Source organism: Flagellimonas rhodophyticola (assembly GCF_049332665.1).
Classification (GTDB): domain Bacteria; phylum Bacteroidota; class Bacteroidia; order Flavobacteriales; family Flavobacteriaceae; genus Flagellimonas.
The window spans coordinates 1,263,872-1,280,075 of sequence record NZ_CP186326.1 but is presented as its reverse complement, the minus strand read 5'-3'; the positions used below and the strand labels follow the sequence as shown (position 1 = coordinate 1,280,075).

General features: G+C 38.6%; 12 protein-coding genes. 6 read left to right on the top strand and 6 right to left on the bottom strand.

All coding sequences use genetic code 11. The features are described from left to right. Nucleotides 1–36: 36 nt before the first annotated feature. Complete coding sequence (locus ACOKFG_RS05720; RefSeq protein ID WP_298793956.1) at nt 37–1,326, top strand: hypothetical protein; 1,290 nt, start codon at nt 37–39, stop codon at nt 1,324–1,326. 25 nt (nt 1,327–1,351) lie between these two features. Here ACOKFG_RS05720 and ACOKFG_RS05715 read toward each other — a convergent pair whose 3' ends face one another. The 4 genes from ACOKFG_RS05715 to ACOKFG_RS05700 all read right to left on the bottom strand — a co-directional run bounded on the left by ACOKFG_RS05715 (nt 1,352) and on the right by ACOKFG_RS05700 (nt 5,308). Continuing rightward, nucleotides 1,352–3,289, bottom strand: a complete 1,938-nt coding sequence (locus tag ACOKFG_RS05715; RefSeq protein WP_298793955.1) for a hypothetical protein — start codon at nt 3,287–3,289, stop codon at nt 1,352–1,354. Between the two features lie 72 nt (nt 3,290–3,361). Next, nucleotides 3,362–3,628, bottom strand: a complete 267-nt coding sequence (locus tag ACOKFG_RS05710) for an META domain-containing protein (RefSeq protein WP_298793954.1) — start codon at nt 3,626–3,628, stop codon at nt 3,362–3,364. 143 nt (nt 3,629–3,771) lie between these two features. Beyond that, nucleotides 3,772–4,218: a hypothetical protein gene (locus tag ACOKFG_RS05705; RefSeq protein WP_298793953.1), complete on the bottom strand. Its 447-nt coding sequence runs from the start codon at nt 4,216–4,218 to the stop codon at nt 3,772–3,774. Nucleotides 4,219–4,252: 34 nt separating this feature from the next. Continuing rightward, entirely contained in the window at nt 4,253–5,308 is a 1,056-nt protein-coding gene (locus tag ACOKFG_RS05700) for an adenylate/guanylate cyclase domain-containing protein (RefSeq protein WP_298793952.1), read from the bottom strand. Between the two features lie 288 nt (nt 5,309–5,596). On the opposite strand from ACOKFG_RS05700, the gene nrfH reads away from it, so the two are divergent. The 5 genes from nrfH (at nt 5,597) to ACOKFG_RS05675 (ending at nt 13,849) form a co-directional block, all read left to right on the top strand. After that, complete coding sequence (gene nrfH, locus ACOKFG_RS05695; protein WP_298793951.1) at nt 5,597–6,205, top strand: cytochrome c nitrite reductase small subunit; 609 nt, start codon at nt 5,597–5,599, stop codon at nt 6,203–6,205. A gap of 10 nt (nt 6,206–6,215) precedes the next feature. Then, nucleotides 6,216–7,715, top strand: coding sequence for an ammonia-forming cytochrome c nitrite reductase (nrfA, locus tag ACOKFG_RS05690; protein ID WP_299488025.1), 1,500 nt, complete (start codon nt 6,216–6,218; stop codon nt 7,713–7,715). A gap of 47 nt (nt 7,716–7,762) precedes the next feature. Beyond that, nucleotides 7,763–10,924 (top strand): cytochrome c biogenesis protein CcsA, encoded by a 3,162-nt coding sequence (gene ccsA / locus ACOKFG_RS05685; protein ID WP_299488027.1) that lies wholly within the window; start codon nt 7,763–7,765, stop codon nt 10,922–10,924. Nucleotides 10,925–10,933: 9 nt separating this feature from the next. Then, on the top strand, nt 10,934–11,647 hold the full coding sequence (locus ACOKFG_RS05680; protein WP_299488030.1) for a DUF3313 family protein: 714 nt from the start codon (nt 10,934–10,936) through the stop codon (nt 11,645–11,647). A 369-nt stretch (nt 11,648–12,016) separates the two neighbouring features. After that, nucleotides 12,017–13,849: a pyruvate kinase gene (locus ACOKFG_RS05675; protein ID WP_422862009.1), complete on the top strand. Its 1,833-nt coding sequence runs from the start codon at nt 12,017–12,019 to the stop codon at nt 13,847–13,849. A gap of 9 nt (nt 13,850–13,858) precedes the next feature. Here the strand turns inward: ACOKFG_RS05675 and ACOKFG_RS05670 are convergent, their stop codons facing one another. Both ACOKFG_RS05670 and ACOKFG_RS05665 read right to left on the bottom strand, forming a co-directional pair. Next, complete coding sequence (locus ACOKFG_RS05670) at nt 13,859–14,710, bottom strand: phosphatase PAP2 family protein (RefSeq protein ID WP_299488036.1); 852 nt, start codon at nt 14,708–14,710, stop codon at nt 13,859–13,861. 367 nt (nt 14,711–15,077) lie between these two features. Then, a complete protein-coding gene (locus tag ACOKFG_RS05665) occupies nt 15,078–16,154 on the bottom strand; it encodes a S1C family serine protease (RefSeq protein ID WP_422862008.1) in 1,077 nt (358 codons plus the stop codon). Nucleotides 16,155–16,204: the final 50 nt, after the last annotated feature.

The following is a 16,204-nucleotide window of genomic DNA, read 5'->3' as shown; positions in this document are numbered from 1 at the left end:
TATTTTTAGTCAAGTAAACACCAAAACTAGTAGACCATGAACCTAATAAGAAAAAACTTTGTCATCCTTTTTCTTTTATCAATATTCTCATTTTGTGAAGTTTATTGTCAGTTTACCGTAGACGCTGATTTAAGAGCTCGTTTTGAATATCGTCATGGATTCAACAATTTATTTCCAAATGATGCTGATCCTGCAGCCTTTGTAGCTCAGCGTTCCAGACTTAACATAGGATATCAAGAAGAGCTGTTTAAAATATTCCTCAGTGTTCAAGATGTAAGTACTTGGGGAGATACACGGCAAATCTTGCCAGTCGATGGCAATGATTCGTTTTCTTTGTTTCAGGCTTGGGGTCAGGTGTTTTTAAATGATGAGTGGTCCTTGAAAGCGGGGAGGCAGGTAATTTCCTATGATGATCAACGAATTTTTGGAGGTTTGGACTGGGCTATGCAGGGCAGGTTTCATGATGCCGCATTATTGAAATTCACGGATGACGGATTTGATATGGACCTTGGTTTTGCCTTTAACCAAGAGGGTCAAGTTAATGATGGTACTGCGTTTAATATTCAGGGCTTTTTTACGTATAAGGCAATGCAATATGCATACCTTAAAAAGACTTGGGAAAGAAATTCAGTCAGCTTCTTGTTCTTGAATACAGGCTTTCAAAAATTTACTGGAGTCAATGAAGATGAACCTGATGGTGTATTTTATAGACATACAGCAGGCTCTTATTTCAAATTTCCAATTGATAATGTGAACCTTAGCGGTAGTTTATACTATCAGTTTGGAAATGCAAATGCCACTACAGATTTAAGTGCTTACCAATTTCTGCTTGAAGCAAGTTACAAATCTGAAAATACCTTATACGGGATTGGGCTGGAGCTATTGAGTGGTACTGACCAGAACGGAGATAGTAAAAATAAATCCTTTTTCCCTCTCTATGGAACCAACCACAAATTCAACGGTTTTATGGATTACTTCTATGTTGGCAATCATGCCAATAATGTAGGTCTAAACGATTTTTATGGGAAAGTGGTTTTTACGACCGGGGAAAAATCAACTATTCTGCTTAAGGCACATTATTTTTTATCAAATGCCAACTTATTGAACGATGCAGACAAATATCTGGGCACCGAAGTGGATGTTGTCTATACAGGAGTGATATCCAAAGCACTGAAGTTCAATGTAGGGTATTCCCATATGTTCGCTTCTGAAAGTATGAGTTTGATAAAGGGTGGCAGGCCAAATGACAATACCAATAATTGGGCTTGGGCACAACTGATTATAGCACCTAGATTGCTCAAGGTGGATTTGAAGAATTCAAACTGATAGATAAGAAATAGACAAAAAAAAGTCACAACCGTTCAATGTAAATTTCTTTGCCATCAAAAGAATATAATATTCTTTCAATCTCGTCAATAATAAGTTTATTGTTCCCAGAGTCAATTTTTTTCAGGAGCTCTTCAGCCCCAGTATCGATTTGAAAATTGATAATCTGTATTTTCCCTTCATCGGGTACTGCTATAATCATACTGTCATCATTTTTTCTGCTTTTACGCATTCTTTTAAAGACGTACTCCAGGTTAGAACCCAAATCTATATCGAAATTTGTCAAGCTGTTTATGCCCCGGCTATACGAATGATACGTTCCGTATATACCCGAAACCCCTGTGCCAAAAACACCTAAATTATTGGAAACGATGGTATTTTTGAGTGCTCTGTTTGCCTGGGTTGGAGCGAATAGCAATGTGGCGGATGTAATTTGAAAACCTCTTTTGAGCCAGTAGAAAGAGTCACGAAAAGACCTACGAACAAAGGAGCCAGATTTAATGGCCGGGTATTCCTTTTTATAAATCAGGTTTCCTGAGAAATCGAAAAGGTAGAACGTATTGCTTTCGAACAAAAGGTAGGTGTTTTCCCTAATTTTAAGTTCCGGGAATTTTCTTCCGAAATCAACCTCTTGCAACGATTGTGGTGCCACGCTGTCTCGATTATTGAAAAGATAGAAGCTGTTTTCGCTATATACCGGAAACTGTCCGGTTTCGGGATTGAACCATACGCGATGATAGGGCAATTGAAGTTTTAAATTTCTATTGACGAAATCGGCATCAAATAGGGTAAGGTCTTCTTTCCATATTTTTTGTCCAGATTCAATTTCTACCCTATTTGCTCTTGATGGTGTTATATATAGCGCATATGGGTCATCGTCAAAAATATACACCGGATTTTCATTACTGGAATATGTAATCTTCAATGGGGCATCCCACGTGTTATAACCAAACTGGTCGATTCGCGTTAAAAGGTTTTCCTGAACTACCAAATAGCTATCGGAAGTAGGGACGATTTTTTTTATCAAGGGTAGAGGGTCCGATTTACCCCATTTTTTCTTTCCATTTTCAGGGTTGATGATATTAAAACCTTTGGAGGTAATTACCACTAATTGGTTTTTATCCAAAGTAGTTTCTAAAATGTTGCCAACGACTCGTACTTGTGGTCCTGACCACAAACTATCCATTGTTTTAGGGTCTATTGCGATTATGGTAGTTTCCTGATTAAGTTTTTTGCCATTTATGAAGTTTGAGGATATATAGAGTTTGTTTGCTTCATCATTAAATAAAATACTGGTGATTCCCTTTTTATCGTATGCAATACTTCCCGTTTTAAAATCTATTTTCAGCAAGTGTCTGTTTTTCAACCAAAAAATGTTCTGATCGGCATCTAAAAGGACTTTCTCCTCGTTTAGGATGGCACCTTTTGTTCTGGTAAAAAAATCACTCGTTACATTGGTCATCCATATTTGATTCCCCGTTTCGAAATCGAACAAACCAATGCCGAACCCTTCTTCTGTCTTGCCATCTACCAAAACCGCTTTCTGTTCTGGCAATAGCAGTGTGTTGAAAACGGCCTGAAATCCGTTCTCGCTAGAATCGAAAATAATTTTCCCAGTCGTTACATCCACAATAGCACGTGAAATACCTTTTGTATTAAGAGCCTTGGAAAGAATTTTGGAATTGATCAAGGGCTTATCTTCAAAAAAAACATATGGTGTAAGCGGAATCTCGTAATACCGGCTAAAGTCGAATTCTCCTATTCTTTCATTCTCCCAGATAACAGTTTGCCTTTCCGGGCCAATTCCATAGACGGCCCCAGACGTTTTGACCAGCACAATTCCTGTATTACTATTAAGTATCTTTTCCTGAACCCTATTTTTTAGTGTAATTTTTTGTTGAGCAAATAGGGTACATGAGTGTACTACCGCAATGGATAGAAATAAGCTTCTCTTGATTCCCATGATGTTGGTGTTTTTAATTTAGTACAGACATAAAATCCCAAATGTCATTATTTGGTCGAGATTGGAGATTTGTCAATCTATTTTTTTAAATAACAGCAGCACTTTTCCATTTGAGTCCATTAGGGTCAGATTCAGCTTGGTTATTTTGTACTGATTTGTTTCACGGAGTAAGGTCAGGAATGTGCTGGAGAGCTTCATCTCTTTACAGGCCATTCTAGTTTCATTTATGGTAGCAAACTGCAAATCGGTATTTGTCAGTCCCTTTAGATTTCCCATAATTTGATTACAGCCATTATTGCCGGAAAATGAATTCAAATAGTTGCGTCGTACGAATTCCATGAAAGGAATACTCTTTTTTAAAATACGGAAAACTAATTTAATTAAAAGGAATAAAAATATTTAGTAACCCATTAACAATCACCCCAAATACCCAATACAAATTTAATGATCAAGGGTGATAGGCCGCACATGGTAGAATTTACCTATTCCATTCTTTGATCGTTTTTTCCACAGTCGGACAAAACAACCTCTATTTCTTTGTTGAATCCGGCAAAATCAATTTCCTCTTCAGTGAGTGATAAGGCCCTTGTGCTGATATTCTCAATACAATTTGGTTCAAACCCTATTGCCCTTCCTACCCTAGTAAGCCACCTTTTTTGGTCAGCACCCGTAATCCTTTCATCGGCGTTTAAAATTCTTCCCAACTCAAAAAGGGCTTTAATTCGTTCATCATGTAAATAAGGAGCAGTTATAGGATATTTCATGTAGTTCTGCATGATAAACTCATATTCTGTTTCATCCAAGCTTAATTTATACATCAAATGCTCTAAGAAAATAATTTCGCTTTCGGAAGCATCTCCGTCCCTCATTGTAATTTTGACCATCGATGCAAACGCATCGTGATATTGGCTTTTAGAAGAATAATTCATTCTTACCTTGATTAAATAATTGCATTGAATATTTCTATTTTGCAGCCTCCTCCAATGAATAAACATTGATTGCAGCATTTTTTCCCCTTAGTTGCATTTTACCCATAAGGGTAGATTTAAACTCTTTCTTTAAATCTAAACTCCCTAAAAGGCTTTCAGAAATTAACAGATTTACATTCAATCTATTACACTCACCTTGAAGTCTTGCAGCGGTGTTTATGGTGTCACCATGATATGCAATATCCCGTTTTAACTCCCCAACTTCAGTCATAGATATAACTCCACCGTGCATTCCAGCCTTAAAGTCAGGAACTGCGCCATAAGTTGATAGATAATGTTCTGATCTATCATGTAATCGCTTTTGAAAGGCAAAAAAAGCTTTAATTCCATTATTCAAACGAACTGCATTGTCCACATCCCAAGTAAGCACAGCTTCATCACCAACATATTGGTAAATCTCAGCGTGATAATTATGTACGACCACCAAATCACTGAAACAGTCTTGGATTAGCTTACTATAGGCAATATGTCCTAATCTTTCTGCCAATTGAGTTGAGCCCCTAAGATCAATAAACATAAAAACCTTTTCAGTTACCAAAGGCGTATAAAATTTTCCTGAAAGGATTTTTTTGAGATTTTCTTTTCCAACTATTGAACTAATGTACATAACAAAGCCAATGCAAAAATTGATGATCAAAATATAGATGCAAGCAACAAACAGCGATAGGCTGTTCAATATTCCCCATGTAGAATCCGGAAATTCGACATCCAAAAGAACCCTTAGTAAATTGATTAGGGCTATCATGATACCAATAAAAACAGTCAATTGTAGAAATATCCTGAAAAGTACCAACTGATAATATTTGACCCTTCCAACTACAAATTTGGTCATGGCTATATGTATTAAACCAAAGAGCAATCCCATTGTCAGCCAAAGTGCAATGAATATGAAGAAGCTTTCCAAAGTGAACAGTTGGGTAAAGCGTTCAGTGCTCAAATCTGTATCCCTAAATAATCTCCATAAGAGGCTTGCTATAAGCCAGCCTATGAGATAGGATTTAATGGTGTTTAGTTCTTTAACTCTTGCCAAGGAATATAATATTGATTGTTCAATTAAGAAGCATGAAGGTAAGTAATCTATAATATCCCTTATTTTCTTTATAATGTAAGCAAGATTATGTCGTGTGGTCCAAAGGATCAATCATGAACAACTCCTAGTAAGCTTTACCAAATAATAACTAAACCATATACCAATAAACAATTTATCGATGCCTCAGCAGGATAGGGCAAACGAGGATTTCCTAGATTCCAAAGTTTTTGAAAATGATAATGTTTTGCTCCACACTTTCTACTCAAAAATCAATATATTTAGAGTGGTATGAGTGTGTTGGGATTTTTTAAAAAATTACTACCAGGAAGAAATTCGAAATGGAGGGTAACTGCCACTGTTTTGATCGGGAGCATCATTGGTTTAGGATTGTTCTTGATGAAAGAAGGTGAGGTGGTTTCATACATGTCGGATAATCCGCAAGCCTGCGTCAACTGTCACGTTATGACCCCTGTCTATAATAGCTGGATGCACAGTTCACATCGTGAATGGGTTTCTTGCAACGGTTGCCATGTACCCCAAGACAATATTGTAAACGCCTATTACTTCAAAGCTATGGATGGGCTTTACCATGCTTCAATTTTTACTGCAAGGGCAGAACCAGAGGTTATTTTTATGCGTGAAGGTTCACAAGAAGTGGTACAGAACAATTGTATACGCTGCCATGTACAGCAGGTAACCCAAACAAAATATAACGGCTTCATAGAAAATCATGAGCAGAACCGGACATCCCGTCAATGTTGGAGTTGCCATAAAGAGGTGCCTCATGGCCGTATTCATGGAATGTCCACGGTCAAGTATAACATTGCTCCTTTACCCACAGATCAAGAAGAAATGGTAATTCCGGACTGGTTACAAAAAGAAATGGAAACACGATAATCCGAACAGTATGAAAAATAAAGTCTTATTTATTGTTACAATTGTAGTGGTTTTTCTATTAGGCTTGCTTGCTTCAAGCGTGATCAATAGGAAGAGTGAGGCCAAATACCAATATGTACCGCAGGTAGATATTGGTGAGAATGAACCTCGAAATGAAGAGTGGGGAAAAAACTACCCAAGGGAATACCAATCGTGGTTGCAAACATCTGAAACTTCTTTTGCTTCCTTCCAAGGCGGTTCCGCCATGCGCGATGTCCTTGAAGAAGATCCGCGATTAGTCGTATTATTTGCTGGATATGGTTTTTCTAAAGACTATAATCAAGGGCGTGGTCACTACTACGCCATAGATGATATCCGAAATACATTGCGTACAGGAGGACCAAAAGGCCCAGGAGATGGACCAATGCCAGCTACCTGTTGGACCTGTAAAAGTCCTGATGTTCCTCGTTTGATGAACGAAAAAGGTATTGCAGAATTCTATGAAGGAAAATGGGCGGATAAGGGAGCAGAAATTGTAAACCCAATTGGCTGTGCCGATTGCCATGACCCTAATAGTATGAAGTTACGTATTACAAGACCTGCACTTGTAGAGGCTTTTGATTCAATGGGCAAGGATATTAATAAGGCCACCCACCAGGAAATGCGTTCTTTAGTTTGTGCTCAATGTCATGTAGAGTATTATTTCGATAAGAAAAAACCTGGAGCGGAAGGCACACCATACCTAACTTTCCCCTGGAAGAATGGGATGAACGTGGAAGCCATGGAGGAATATTATGATGAAATGGAATTTTCGGATTGGACACATAAAATCAGCAAGGCACCGATGTTAAAAGCACAACATCCAGGTTACGAAACCTATCTTACCGGTGTACATGCTGACCGTGGTGTTTCCTGTGCAGATTGCCATATGCCCTATAAAAGCGAAGGTGGACAGAAGTTTACCGACCACCATTTACAATCCCCTTTAAACAATATTGCGAATTCCTGTCAAGTGTGTCACAGGCAAGAAGCAGATAAATTGAGAGCCAATGTTTACGAAAGACAGCAAAAGGCAACTGAAAATAGATTGAAATTGGAAGATCTTTTGGTAAAGTCGCATATTGAAGCGGCAAAAGCATGGGAATTAGGTGCAACAGACGAACAAATGAAAGATATTCTCACAGATATTCGTCACGCGCAATGGCGTTGGGACTATGCTGCCGCAGCTCATGGAGCATCATTCCATTCTCCCGTAGAAACGGCAAGAGTCTTGGGTGGTGGACTCAATATAGCGCAAGAAGCTAGAGTCAAGTTAGCGCGCTTATTGGCGACCTTAGGTTTTAATCAAGAAGTGCCAATGCCGGATATTGCATCTAAAGAAAAGGCTCAGGAATTCATCGGTTTGGATATGGAAAAACTCATCGAAGAAAAAGAGGAGTTTAAAACCAATTTACTGCCCAAATGGCTAGAGGAAGCCAAAGCCCGTGAGGATAAAATGGATTCCAAAGCAGTAAGCATGACCAATAAGTAGTCGATTTTAAACCTTTTCTCTAAAGGCTATTTGGCCGAACACTTTTCATGAAAATATTCTATCGTATTTTTTCTTCGCCCGTATTGGCACTTATTTTAATGTTGGTTTTCGCCATAGCCATGGGCACAGCCACTTTTATCGAAAACGACTTTGGTACCGCTACAGCATGGATTAAGGTATACGACGCCAGTTGGTTTGAGCTGGTCATGCTGGGTTTAGGGCTTTGTTTTGCTGCCAATATTTATAAATACAAACTTTGGCGCAAAGAAAAATGGGCCATCCTTCTTTTTCACATAGCCTTTATCATCATCCTAATTGGGGCGGCGATTACGAGGTATGATTCCTACGGAGGCATCATGCGTATCAGAGAAGGAGCTTCCTCAAATACCATCATTTCCGATAAGAATTATTTGCAAGTCCATCTATCCAGCGGGAGGCAAACCAAACATTTGGAACGGGAACTTTACTTTTCTCCTTTGACGGATAATAATTTTTCTATTCAAACCGATTTAGAATCCATCCCAATTACCATTTCACATAAGCAATTTGTAGCCGATGCTATCCCCGAAATTGTCGATGATCCTGAAAATGGAGTTCCCTTATTGCAAATGGTGGTTACTTCAGGAAATGGCAGGGAAACCTTATTCTTGAAAAAAGGAGAAATTGAAGAAATAGGAAGTCATAAACATAAGATAGGCTTTGAGGCAGAAGGAGAAGATGTTATAAATCTTATAGAAAATGATGGCCAATTCCAGATGTTAACACCACATCAGCTCGACTTTTTTATCATGGCCGACCAAACTGCAGGTATTATCAAAGGTGATACTTTGCAGCCGATGACTTTAAGAACCTTGTATCGTTCAGGTGATTTATCTTTTGTGCCACTATCCTTTCATGAATCTGGAAAAATTGACATCGTAAGCTCGGCTGAAAAACCAAAAGACAATGATAAGGTTAAGGACGATGCTTTAGTTCTGAATGTAGGCGTAGATAACGAGATAGAAGAAGTAACCTTACTCTATCGTGACGGCTTTTTACCTACTACACATGAAGTTATGGTAAATGGCACTAACGTGAGTTTATCGTATGGAGCCAAACCTCTTGAAACACCTTTTTCAGTACAGTTGAATGATTTTCAATTGGAACGATACCCAGGTTCTGAGAGTCCATCCGCCTATGCCAGCGAGGTTACCGTTTTGGATGGAGATACCAAGATGCCTTTCCGAATTTTCATGAACAATGTTTTGGATTATGGTGGATTTCGTTTCTACCAAGCCAGCTACGACACCGACGAAAAAGGAACGGTTTTATCCGTTAACCATGATGTTTTGGGCACCAACGTTACCTATGCGGGTTATTTTCTAATGATGATTGGCATGTTCTTTACGCTATTTGGAAAGAGTTCCCATTTTATGGCCATCAACAAAAAGTTGAAAAAATTAAAAACGAAAAAGGTGGTCACCACCCTATTCCTGATTGGAATGATGAGCACAAATCTTCAGGCGCAACAGTCGAATGATACCATTTCGATTTCTGAATTAGTCGCACATCAAGTCATTGAAAAACAGCATGCGGCGCTCTTTGGCCGATTGATGGTACAAGATTTAGATGGAAGGATAAAACCAATCAATACCTTGGCTTCTGAGTTTTTGCGAAAAGTTTCCCGTAAACCCTATTTCAAATACAACGGCGCTAGCGAAGAGATTCGTTTGGATGCCAATCAGGTATTTCTTGCCATGCATGTTGCTCCGGGAGCTTGGCAACAGATTCCCATCATAAAAATAGATAAGAAAAAAGGCGGAAGTTTTTTTGATTCTCTAAAGATTACCGATGAAGGTTTAATTGCCTTTGATGATTTAATAAATCCTAGTGGCGATTATGTACTTACCAAAGTGGCGGAAGAGGCAAACGCTAAAAAGCCGGCAGAGCATAACGAGTTTGATAAAGAGATACTCAAGGTAGATGAACGTTTTAATATTCTGTTCAACATTTTTTCGGGCAACTATTTAAAAATTTATCCCAACAGTCTAGATGAAAAGGATACGTGGTATAGTTATACCCATCATTTTAGGGACTTTCCTGCTGAGGACGCTCGTTTTGTACAAACCATAACTCCTTCTTATTTTAATGATTTGGCAGCCAAAAAATGGGCAACGGCAACAGAGAAGTTGTCCTATATTGATACCTATCAAAGCACCTTGGGCAAGGATATTATTCCTAACGATCAGCGAGTGGAAGCCGAGTTGTGGTATAATGAAATGAATCTCAATTTTTGGTTGTTCCAAGTCTTTTTTACATTGGGATTTGTACTGCTGGTATTGGCCTTGGCCAAAATATTCGTGCAAAAACGTTTTGTGGATGTTCTGTGGAATATTCTAGTTATCCTTTCCCTAATCAGCTTTCTCGTATTTACAGGAAATATATTGCTGCGTTGGTATGTAGCTCAACATGCTCCCTGGAGCAATGGTTACGAAATGCTGGTCTTTGTAGCATGGGTTTTAATGCTATGTGGATTAATGACCTTCCGAAAATCAGATTTCTCATTGCCTTTGGCAACACTATTTACAGGCTCTCTGTTATTCGTTAGTTATTTGGACTGGCTAAGTCCGGAGATTACAAACTTGATGCCTGTATTAAAATCCTTCTGGCTGAAAGTGCATGTAGCAACTATTGTTAGTAGTTATGCTCCTTTGGCCTTATCTGCAGTCTTAGGCTTTATGGTCTTGATTCTAATGATCATTGAAACCAAAAAATCTAAAGATGCTATCAGCATTCGAATCAAAGAATTAACCTATATCAACGAAATATCAATGACGATTGGTTTGTTCGTTTTGGCCGTCGGTACTTTCCTTGGAGGTATTTGGGCCAATGAATCTTGGGGTCGCTACTGGGCTTGGGACCCAAAGGAGACTTGGGCCTTGATTTCTATTATTGTTTATGCGGTGGTTTTGCACCTCCGTTTTGTTCCTGCATTAAAAAGCAGGTATGTCTTAAATGTAGCTAGTGTTTTTGCATTTGGATCTATCATTATGACCTCTTTTGGAGTAAATTATTATTTATCTGGATTGCACAGTTACGCAGCAGGAGACCCTTTACCTGTTCCTAAATTTGTTTATGTCCTAGTCGGGATTGTCGTGCTCGTAGCCTTATTGGCTTTTATCAAGAATCGGACATCAACTGAAAAGGCCACGTTGTTATTGAACGATTAGGCAATCTAGATGAGAATCCACTACGCGCCAATGGAAACTCCAAATAAATACGTATTTTCATTCTTCAATGCTAATAAACACAAATACATTATGATCAACCTTAAAACTCCTTTTTTAATGATTACGGCTGCGATTGTATTGAACTCATGTGGTTCTTCATCCAAAGTGGTCAAGAATTACACCCCATACAACGATATATCTGGCCTTACCTTGGACACCAAAGATGCACCAACCCTAGTTTACATACGACCCGGAGCACCCGGTCTTGATGCGTATGATACTTTTATGGTAGGTGATATAATTCTAGATGAACGAGACTCCAGACTTATCGATATCGATACTGAAGACCTTGTGCGCATTCGTACTTACTTTGGGGAAAGTCTGGAAAAACATTTGATGGAAAAAGGCTATGAGATAGGCAGCGGACCATCGAACCAAACCTTGGAAATGTCATTTGTTCTATCCGGAATAAAAGCTCCCAATGCTTCTGCCAATGTTACCAGTGTAATTTTACCAATAGCTCTGAAAGTAGGCGGAATCACTGTTGAGGGCTCTTTTAAAAAATCCTCTTCTGACCGTACAGATGCTGTTGTGATAAGCACCTCAAAAGGCAGTCGCTTTGCGAATGCATCTCCATGGTCGACTTGGGCGGACGTGGAATCTGCCTTAGATCAATGGGCACAGGGCATTGCGAATGCTGTGGATAAGGCACATGGAAAGTAAAATATGACAAGTGTTTTTGCTTTTGGATCTATCATTATGACTTCTTTCAGCGTAAACTACTATTTATCAGGATAACACAGCTACACAGCAGGAGGTCCCGTACCTGTTCCTAAATTTATCTATGTTTTGATTGCAGTGGTAATAACTGTGTCCTTAATTGCTTTTTAAAGTTCATAAATCAAAATTGAAGACTTCTTTAAATTAATAATGCAATAAGAAGTTGATTTTCATGATTCTGGACTTGACTTACTTATCAGTATTTTTAGAATATTAGGTCAGCACATAGGAATGGATACTACTCGATTTTATATAGATTTCTTAACGCTGACGCGGATGTCATTGCAATTACCGGTTTAAAATGGTATACATATGGAGGTAGAAGAGGAAAAAAGAAAAGAAGGTAAAATAGAGAAGTTAATTGCAAAAATTGAACTCATTGTAGCAGCCATAAAGTCAAATGAGGAGGAGGCGAAGCATATTTTAAGCAACATACACCCCATATACCAAGAAAGTGCGCGCAACCTAATTCACTATACAACCTTCAGGCAGTTTGACCTGAGGAGCGTTCAGAAAAAGCTACAGAATTTAGGGTTTACCAGACTTGCCAATGCAGAAGGTCACGTAATGTTCAGTTTGGCAAAAACGAGATTTAACTTGTATAGCTTGTTAAATGATATGCCTTTGGAAACCATGAAACCCGGATTGACCATAAAGACCAAAAAGAAGTTGGTGGCAGGCCACACCAAAGAACTTTTTGGTAAACGCAAGGGTCGTAGAGTCCGTATTATGGTAACGCAACCCACCGAAGCTGCTTACAATTATCAAATGGTTTTGGACATGGTGAAGAATGGTATGAACTGCGCAAGAGTCAATTGTGCCCATGATGGCCCAGAAATTTGGAAAAAAATCATCTTACATGTAAAACAGGCCTCGAAGGAATTGGAAAAGGATGTAAAGATTGCCATGGACCTTGCAGGCCCGAAAATCCGGACTGGAAATATAACCCCAGGACCAAAGGTTAAAAAGTTTAGCCCAAGAAGAGATGTTTTGGGAAATGTGGTAAAACCTGCTCTATTGATTCTTGTTTCCAGTATTGAAAAAGACTCTCCATCGAATAGCCTACCCTTACCTATGGAATGGTTACAAAAATTATCTACGGGAGATAAATTAACGTTAAGAGACACACGAAACAAACGAAGGAAGTTGGAGGTAGTACATATAGCTCAAGACGAAGTGCATGTGCATTGTTATAAAACGGTCTATATAAGCACAGGAACGGTGATACAACATGAAGATGAGGGATTGGAAGAGGCTGTCGTTGGGGAACTTCCTACTATTGAACAATCTATCTTACTCAAGACGAACGATGTCCTTATAATTACCAAAGAAAATACTTTGGGAAATCCTGCAGTATTCGATGAAGAGGGGAATCTTATTGAGAGGGCAAGTATATCATGTCAGGTCCCCGCCATTTTTGAGAGTATAAAGGAAGGGGATACCATTTTATTTGATGATGGTAAGATTGAAGGTCGGATAGAATCAATATTCCCTGACCATCTTGAAGTACGGATAACAAGAGCTTCGCTTAAAGGTTTAAAGTTAAAGGCCGAAAAAGGTATAAATTTTCCCAAGACTGCTTTGGGAATCAGTGGCCTTACTGCCAAAGATAAGCTTGATCTTGAATTTGTGTCAAAGCATGCGGACGTCGTAAACTTCTCATTTGTAAACTCTAGGAAGGATGTCGAGGAGCTGTTGACAGAATTGGAAAAGTGGGATGCTGTCAATAAATTAAGTATTATTCTTAAAATAGAAACCCGATTTGCCTTTGATAACTTGGTAGAGATATTATTGGCGGCCATGAAAGTGAAGTATATAGGTGTTATGATTGCAAGAGGGGATTTAGCAGTTGAAACAGGGTGGGATTCCATAGGAAAAGCGCAAGAAGGTATTTTGAACTTGTGCGGTGCTGCACACATACCTGTAGTTTGGGCCACCCAAGTTCTTGAAAACTTCGCCAAAAATGGGTTGCCCTCCAGGTCTGAAATAACGGATACAGTAAACTCACTTCATGCTGAATGTGTAATGCTGAACAAAGGACCTTATATTAATGAGGCACTACAATTGCTAAATAAAATCCTGTCTCAAATGGAGCAGTTTCATGACAAAAAAGAATTGATGCTTCCAAAAATCGGCAAATTATAGGGTCATTGGTCAAAAACGTGCTGTAACACCAAGTCGGTTCGGAGAAAAACTTAGGTTCCAACTTACTTTTTTCTCCTGCTCGTTATATTTCTCACTATATCTGCCGTCAAGATAACGGTCAATGGATTCGACCGTAAAAATACTGATGGCAATACCTAAGGCAACATCTGTTAGCCAGTGTTGTCCATCCCATAATCTAGAAATACCAGGAATCAAACCAGCGGTATAAATACCGGTTTTAACCCAAGGGTTTTTGAACTGCTTTGCAATTGCATATGCATTGGTGAAAGCGAGCATGGCGTGACCTGATGGGAAAGAATGGTAATTTCTGCTTGAGTTGAATGGGTCAAAAGTATCCTTGGTTTTCCCACTTACTGGACGAGCTCTTCCCACAAGAGATTTGGTCAATTGTTGCAATAATCCTACAGAGGTAGCGGAGGCCACCAATAAAACTCCTGTACGCCTTAATTTTGGGTTTTTAATTAATAAGCCTGTCAAGTAAACTCCTCCTGTAAACATATAATTGTATTGTGGGCTTCCAAATTCGCTTCCGTAATCTCTAATGAACATAGGAATCCCTTCTTTTTGTCTAATCGAAAATTCGGAGGTCTCCTCATCAAAAATGTACAATAGACCAGTCCCCGCAGTGATGGCCCCAAATATTCCCCACTGTTTTCCTTGCCAATGTATTGGTCTTGTATAAGAATAGCCTATGCCTCCAAAAATACTGCCAACATCATATTTAAATAACTGCCAGTTAGTTTGAGCAACATCATAAGTATTCTGTGTTTGGGAAGAAACGGGTTTTTGACCATGCACTCTGACTAAGCCCATAAGAGAAAAAAGCAAAATAAGAATCATCTTACTTTTCTTGCGAAAAATTTGATTTTGCACATACCTATCCATAATGTAATAATGGTGTTAAAACTGGTAAATTAGCATTTTTTTTATAATTTCTAAAGCCCTTAATACCATTGTGTTCTACTTTTCCCAACCAGAATTACATGGTGATTCAAAAGAATACATTTCGAAGTAAAAGATTCTAATTTTTGGCAGCCCATGAAAAGATTTAAACGAATGTCTATTGTGCAGAGCGTCTTTTTCAAAACAGGTGATTGAGATGGTCTGTAAATTTTTAGTTTGAGATTAAATTGAACAACTATTAAGCACTTTTAGTGTCCAATATTCAGTTGAAATCTGTATCCCTACTCTTTCGAGAATTGGAAATTTAATTTCGCAATAAGATTACTCTTCCATCCCTTAGAATTTCCAGAGCGATAGGGTCGCTAGGTTTCAATGTATTTGCAAAATCGCCTAATTTGGTCAAAGTTTCATCAGTAAATTCAAAACGAATTCCGTTAACTGCAAGAATAATATCTCCCCCTAGTAATAAGGTTTGTTCCTCTATGGTTGCTTCAACAGTTCCACCGCGCAGACCCATTTTGCCAAAAGGGGAATTCGAAACTACACGTTGCACTAATAAAGCGTCGTTCTGAGGTACGTTAAGCATTTTAGCACTTTCGCCAGATAATGGGACAACCTCTGCTCCAGTCCAAAGTATTTTCTTGTCCAACAGCAGTTTTTTTGCAATATTCGACGTGGCGGCAAAACCAATTCCTTGAAAACCTCCCGTAATTGTTTTAATATGACTAACAATTCCAATAACCTCTCCTTTTAGGTTAAACATTGGACCACCGGAATTGCCGGTATTTATGGCTGCATCTGTTTGAATATATTCAGCATTGGTAAAAGGATTTTTATCTTCATTATTTTTAATTAAACCACTGATATAGCCTGATGAAAGCGAATGTCTTAGCCCAAAAGGGGCGCCTACAATAACTACCCGTTCCCCTATCTTACTTTTATCAGAATCCCCTAGGGTAGCAGTAATAGCATTTTTCTTTGGTGCAGTTAAGGATATTAATGCGATATCGGAATTTTTAAATGAAGACACAACCTTGGCTTCAATGATTTCTCCATCTAAAAACTGAACTAAAAGTTGTTCGGCTACATCAACCACATGTGCAGCCGTCAAAATTTCAGTATCCGAAATTAAAAATCCAGAGCCTAAGCTTTGGGAACTAACCATTTTAAGGGAGGCTCCCTGTTTTTCAAGTTTTTTTTCTTCTGAAAAAATAACAACCACCGAAGGCCGTACTGTTTCATATAGTTTAGATAAATCCTGTGCTTTAGAGGATGTATAGAGCAATATGGTAATACCCAATAGTAGATAACGCATGTTTGGTTTATTTAAGGGCTTACTAGCCCATCCTTCTATAATTTCTTTTAAATATACTGATGTCATTCAAACCCTTACTAGTTGAATTTACGCATTTACTGGGTTAGGGAAAAAGT

Coding starts and splice junctions, on each gene's coding strand:
- ACOKFG_RS05720 (WP_298793956.1), top strand. CDS start 37: ATGAACCTAATAAGAAAAAACTTTGTCATCCTTTTTCTTTTATCAATA.
- ACOKFG_RS05715 (WP_298793955.1), bottom strand. CDS start 3,289: ATGGGAATCAAGAGAAGCTTATTTCTATCCATTGCGGTAGTACACTCA.
- ACOKFG_RS05710 (WP_298793954.1), bottom strand. CDS start 3,628: ATGGAATTCGTACGACGCAACTATTTGAATTCATTTTCCGGCAATAAT.
- ACOKFG_RS05705 (WP_298793953.1), bottom strand. CDS start 4,218: ATGAATTATTCTTCTAAAAGCCAATATCACGATGCGTTTGCATCGATG.
- nrfH (WP_298793951.1), top strand. CDS start 5,597: ATGAGTGTGTTGGGATTTTTTAAAAAATTACTACCAGGAAGAAATTCG.
- nrfA (WP_299488025.1), top strand. CDS start 6,216: ATGAAAAATAAAGTCTTATTTATTGTTACAATTGTAGTGGTTTTTCTA.
- ccsA (WP_299488027.1), top strand. CDS start 7,763: ATGAAAATATTCTATCGTATTTTTTCTTCGCCCGTATTGGCACTTATT.
- ACOKFG_RS05680 (WP_299488030.1), top strand. CDS start 10,934: ATGAGAATCCACTACGCGCCAATGGAAACTCCAAATAAATACGTATTT.
- ACOKFG_RS05675 (WP_422862009.1), top strand. CDS start 12,017: ATGGAGGTAGAAGAGGAAAAAAGAAAAGAAGGTAAAATAGAGAAGTTA.
- ACOKFG_RS05670 (WP_299488036.1), bottom strand. CDS start 14,710: ATGATTCTTATTTTGCTTTTTTCTCTTATGGGCTTAGTCAGAGTGCAT.
- ACOKFG_RS05665 (WP_422862008.1), bottom strand. CDS start 16,154: ATGACATCAGTATATTTAAAAGAAATTATAGAAGGATGGGCTAGTAAG.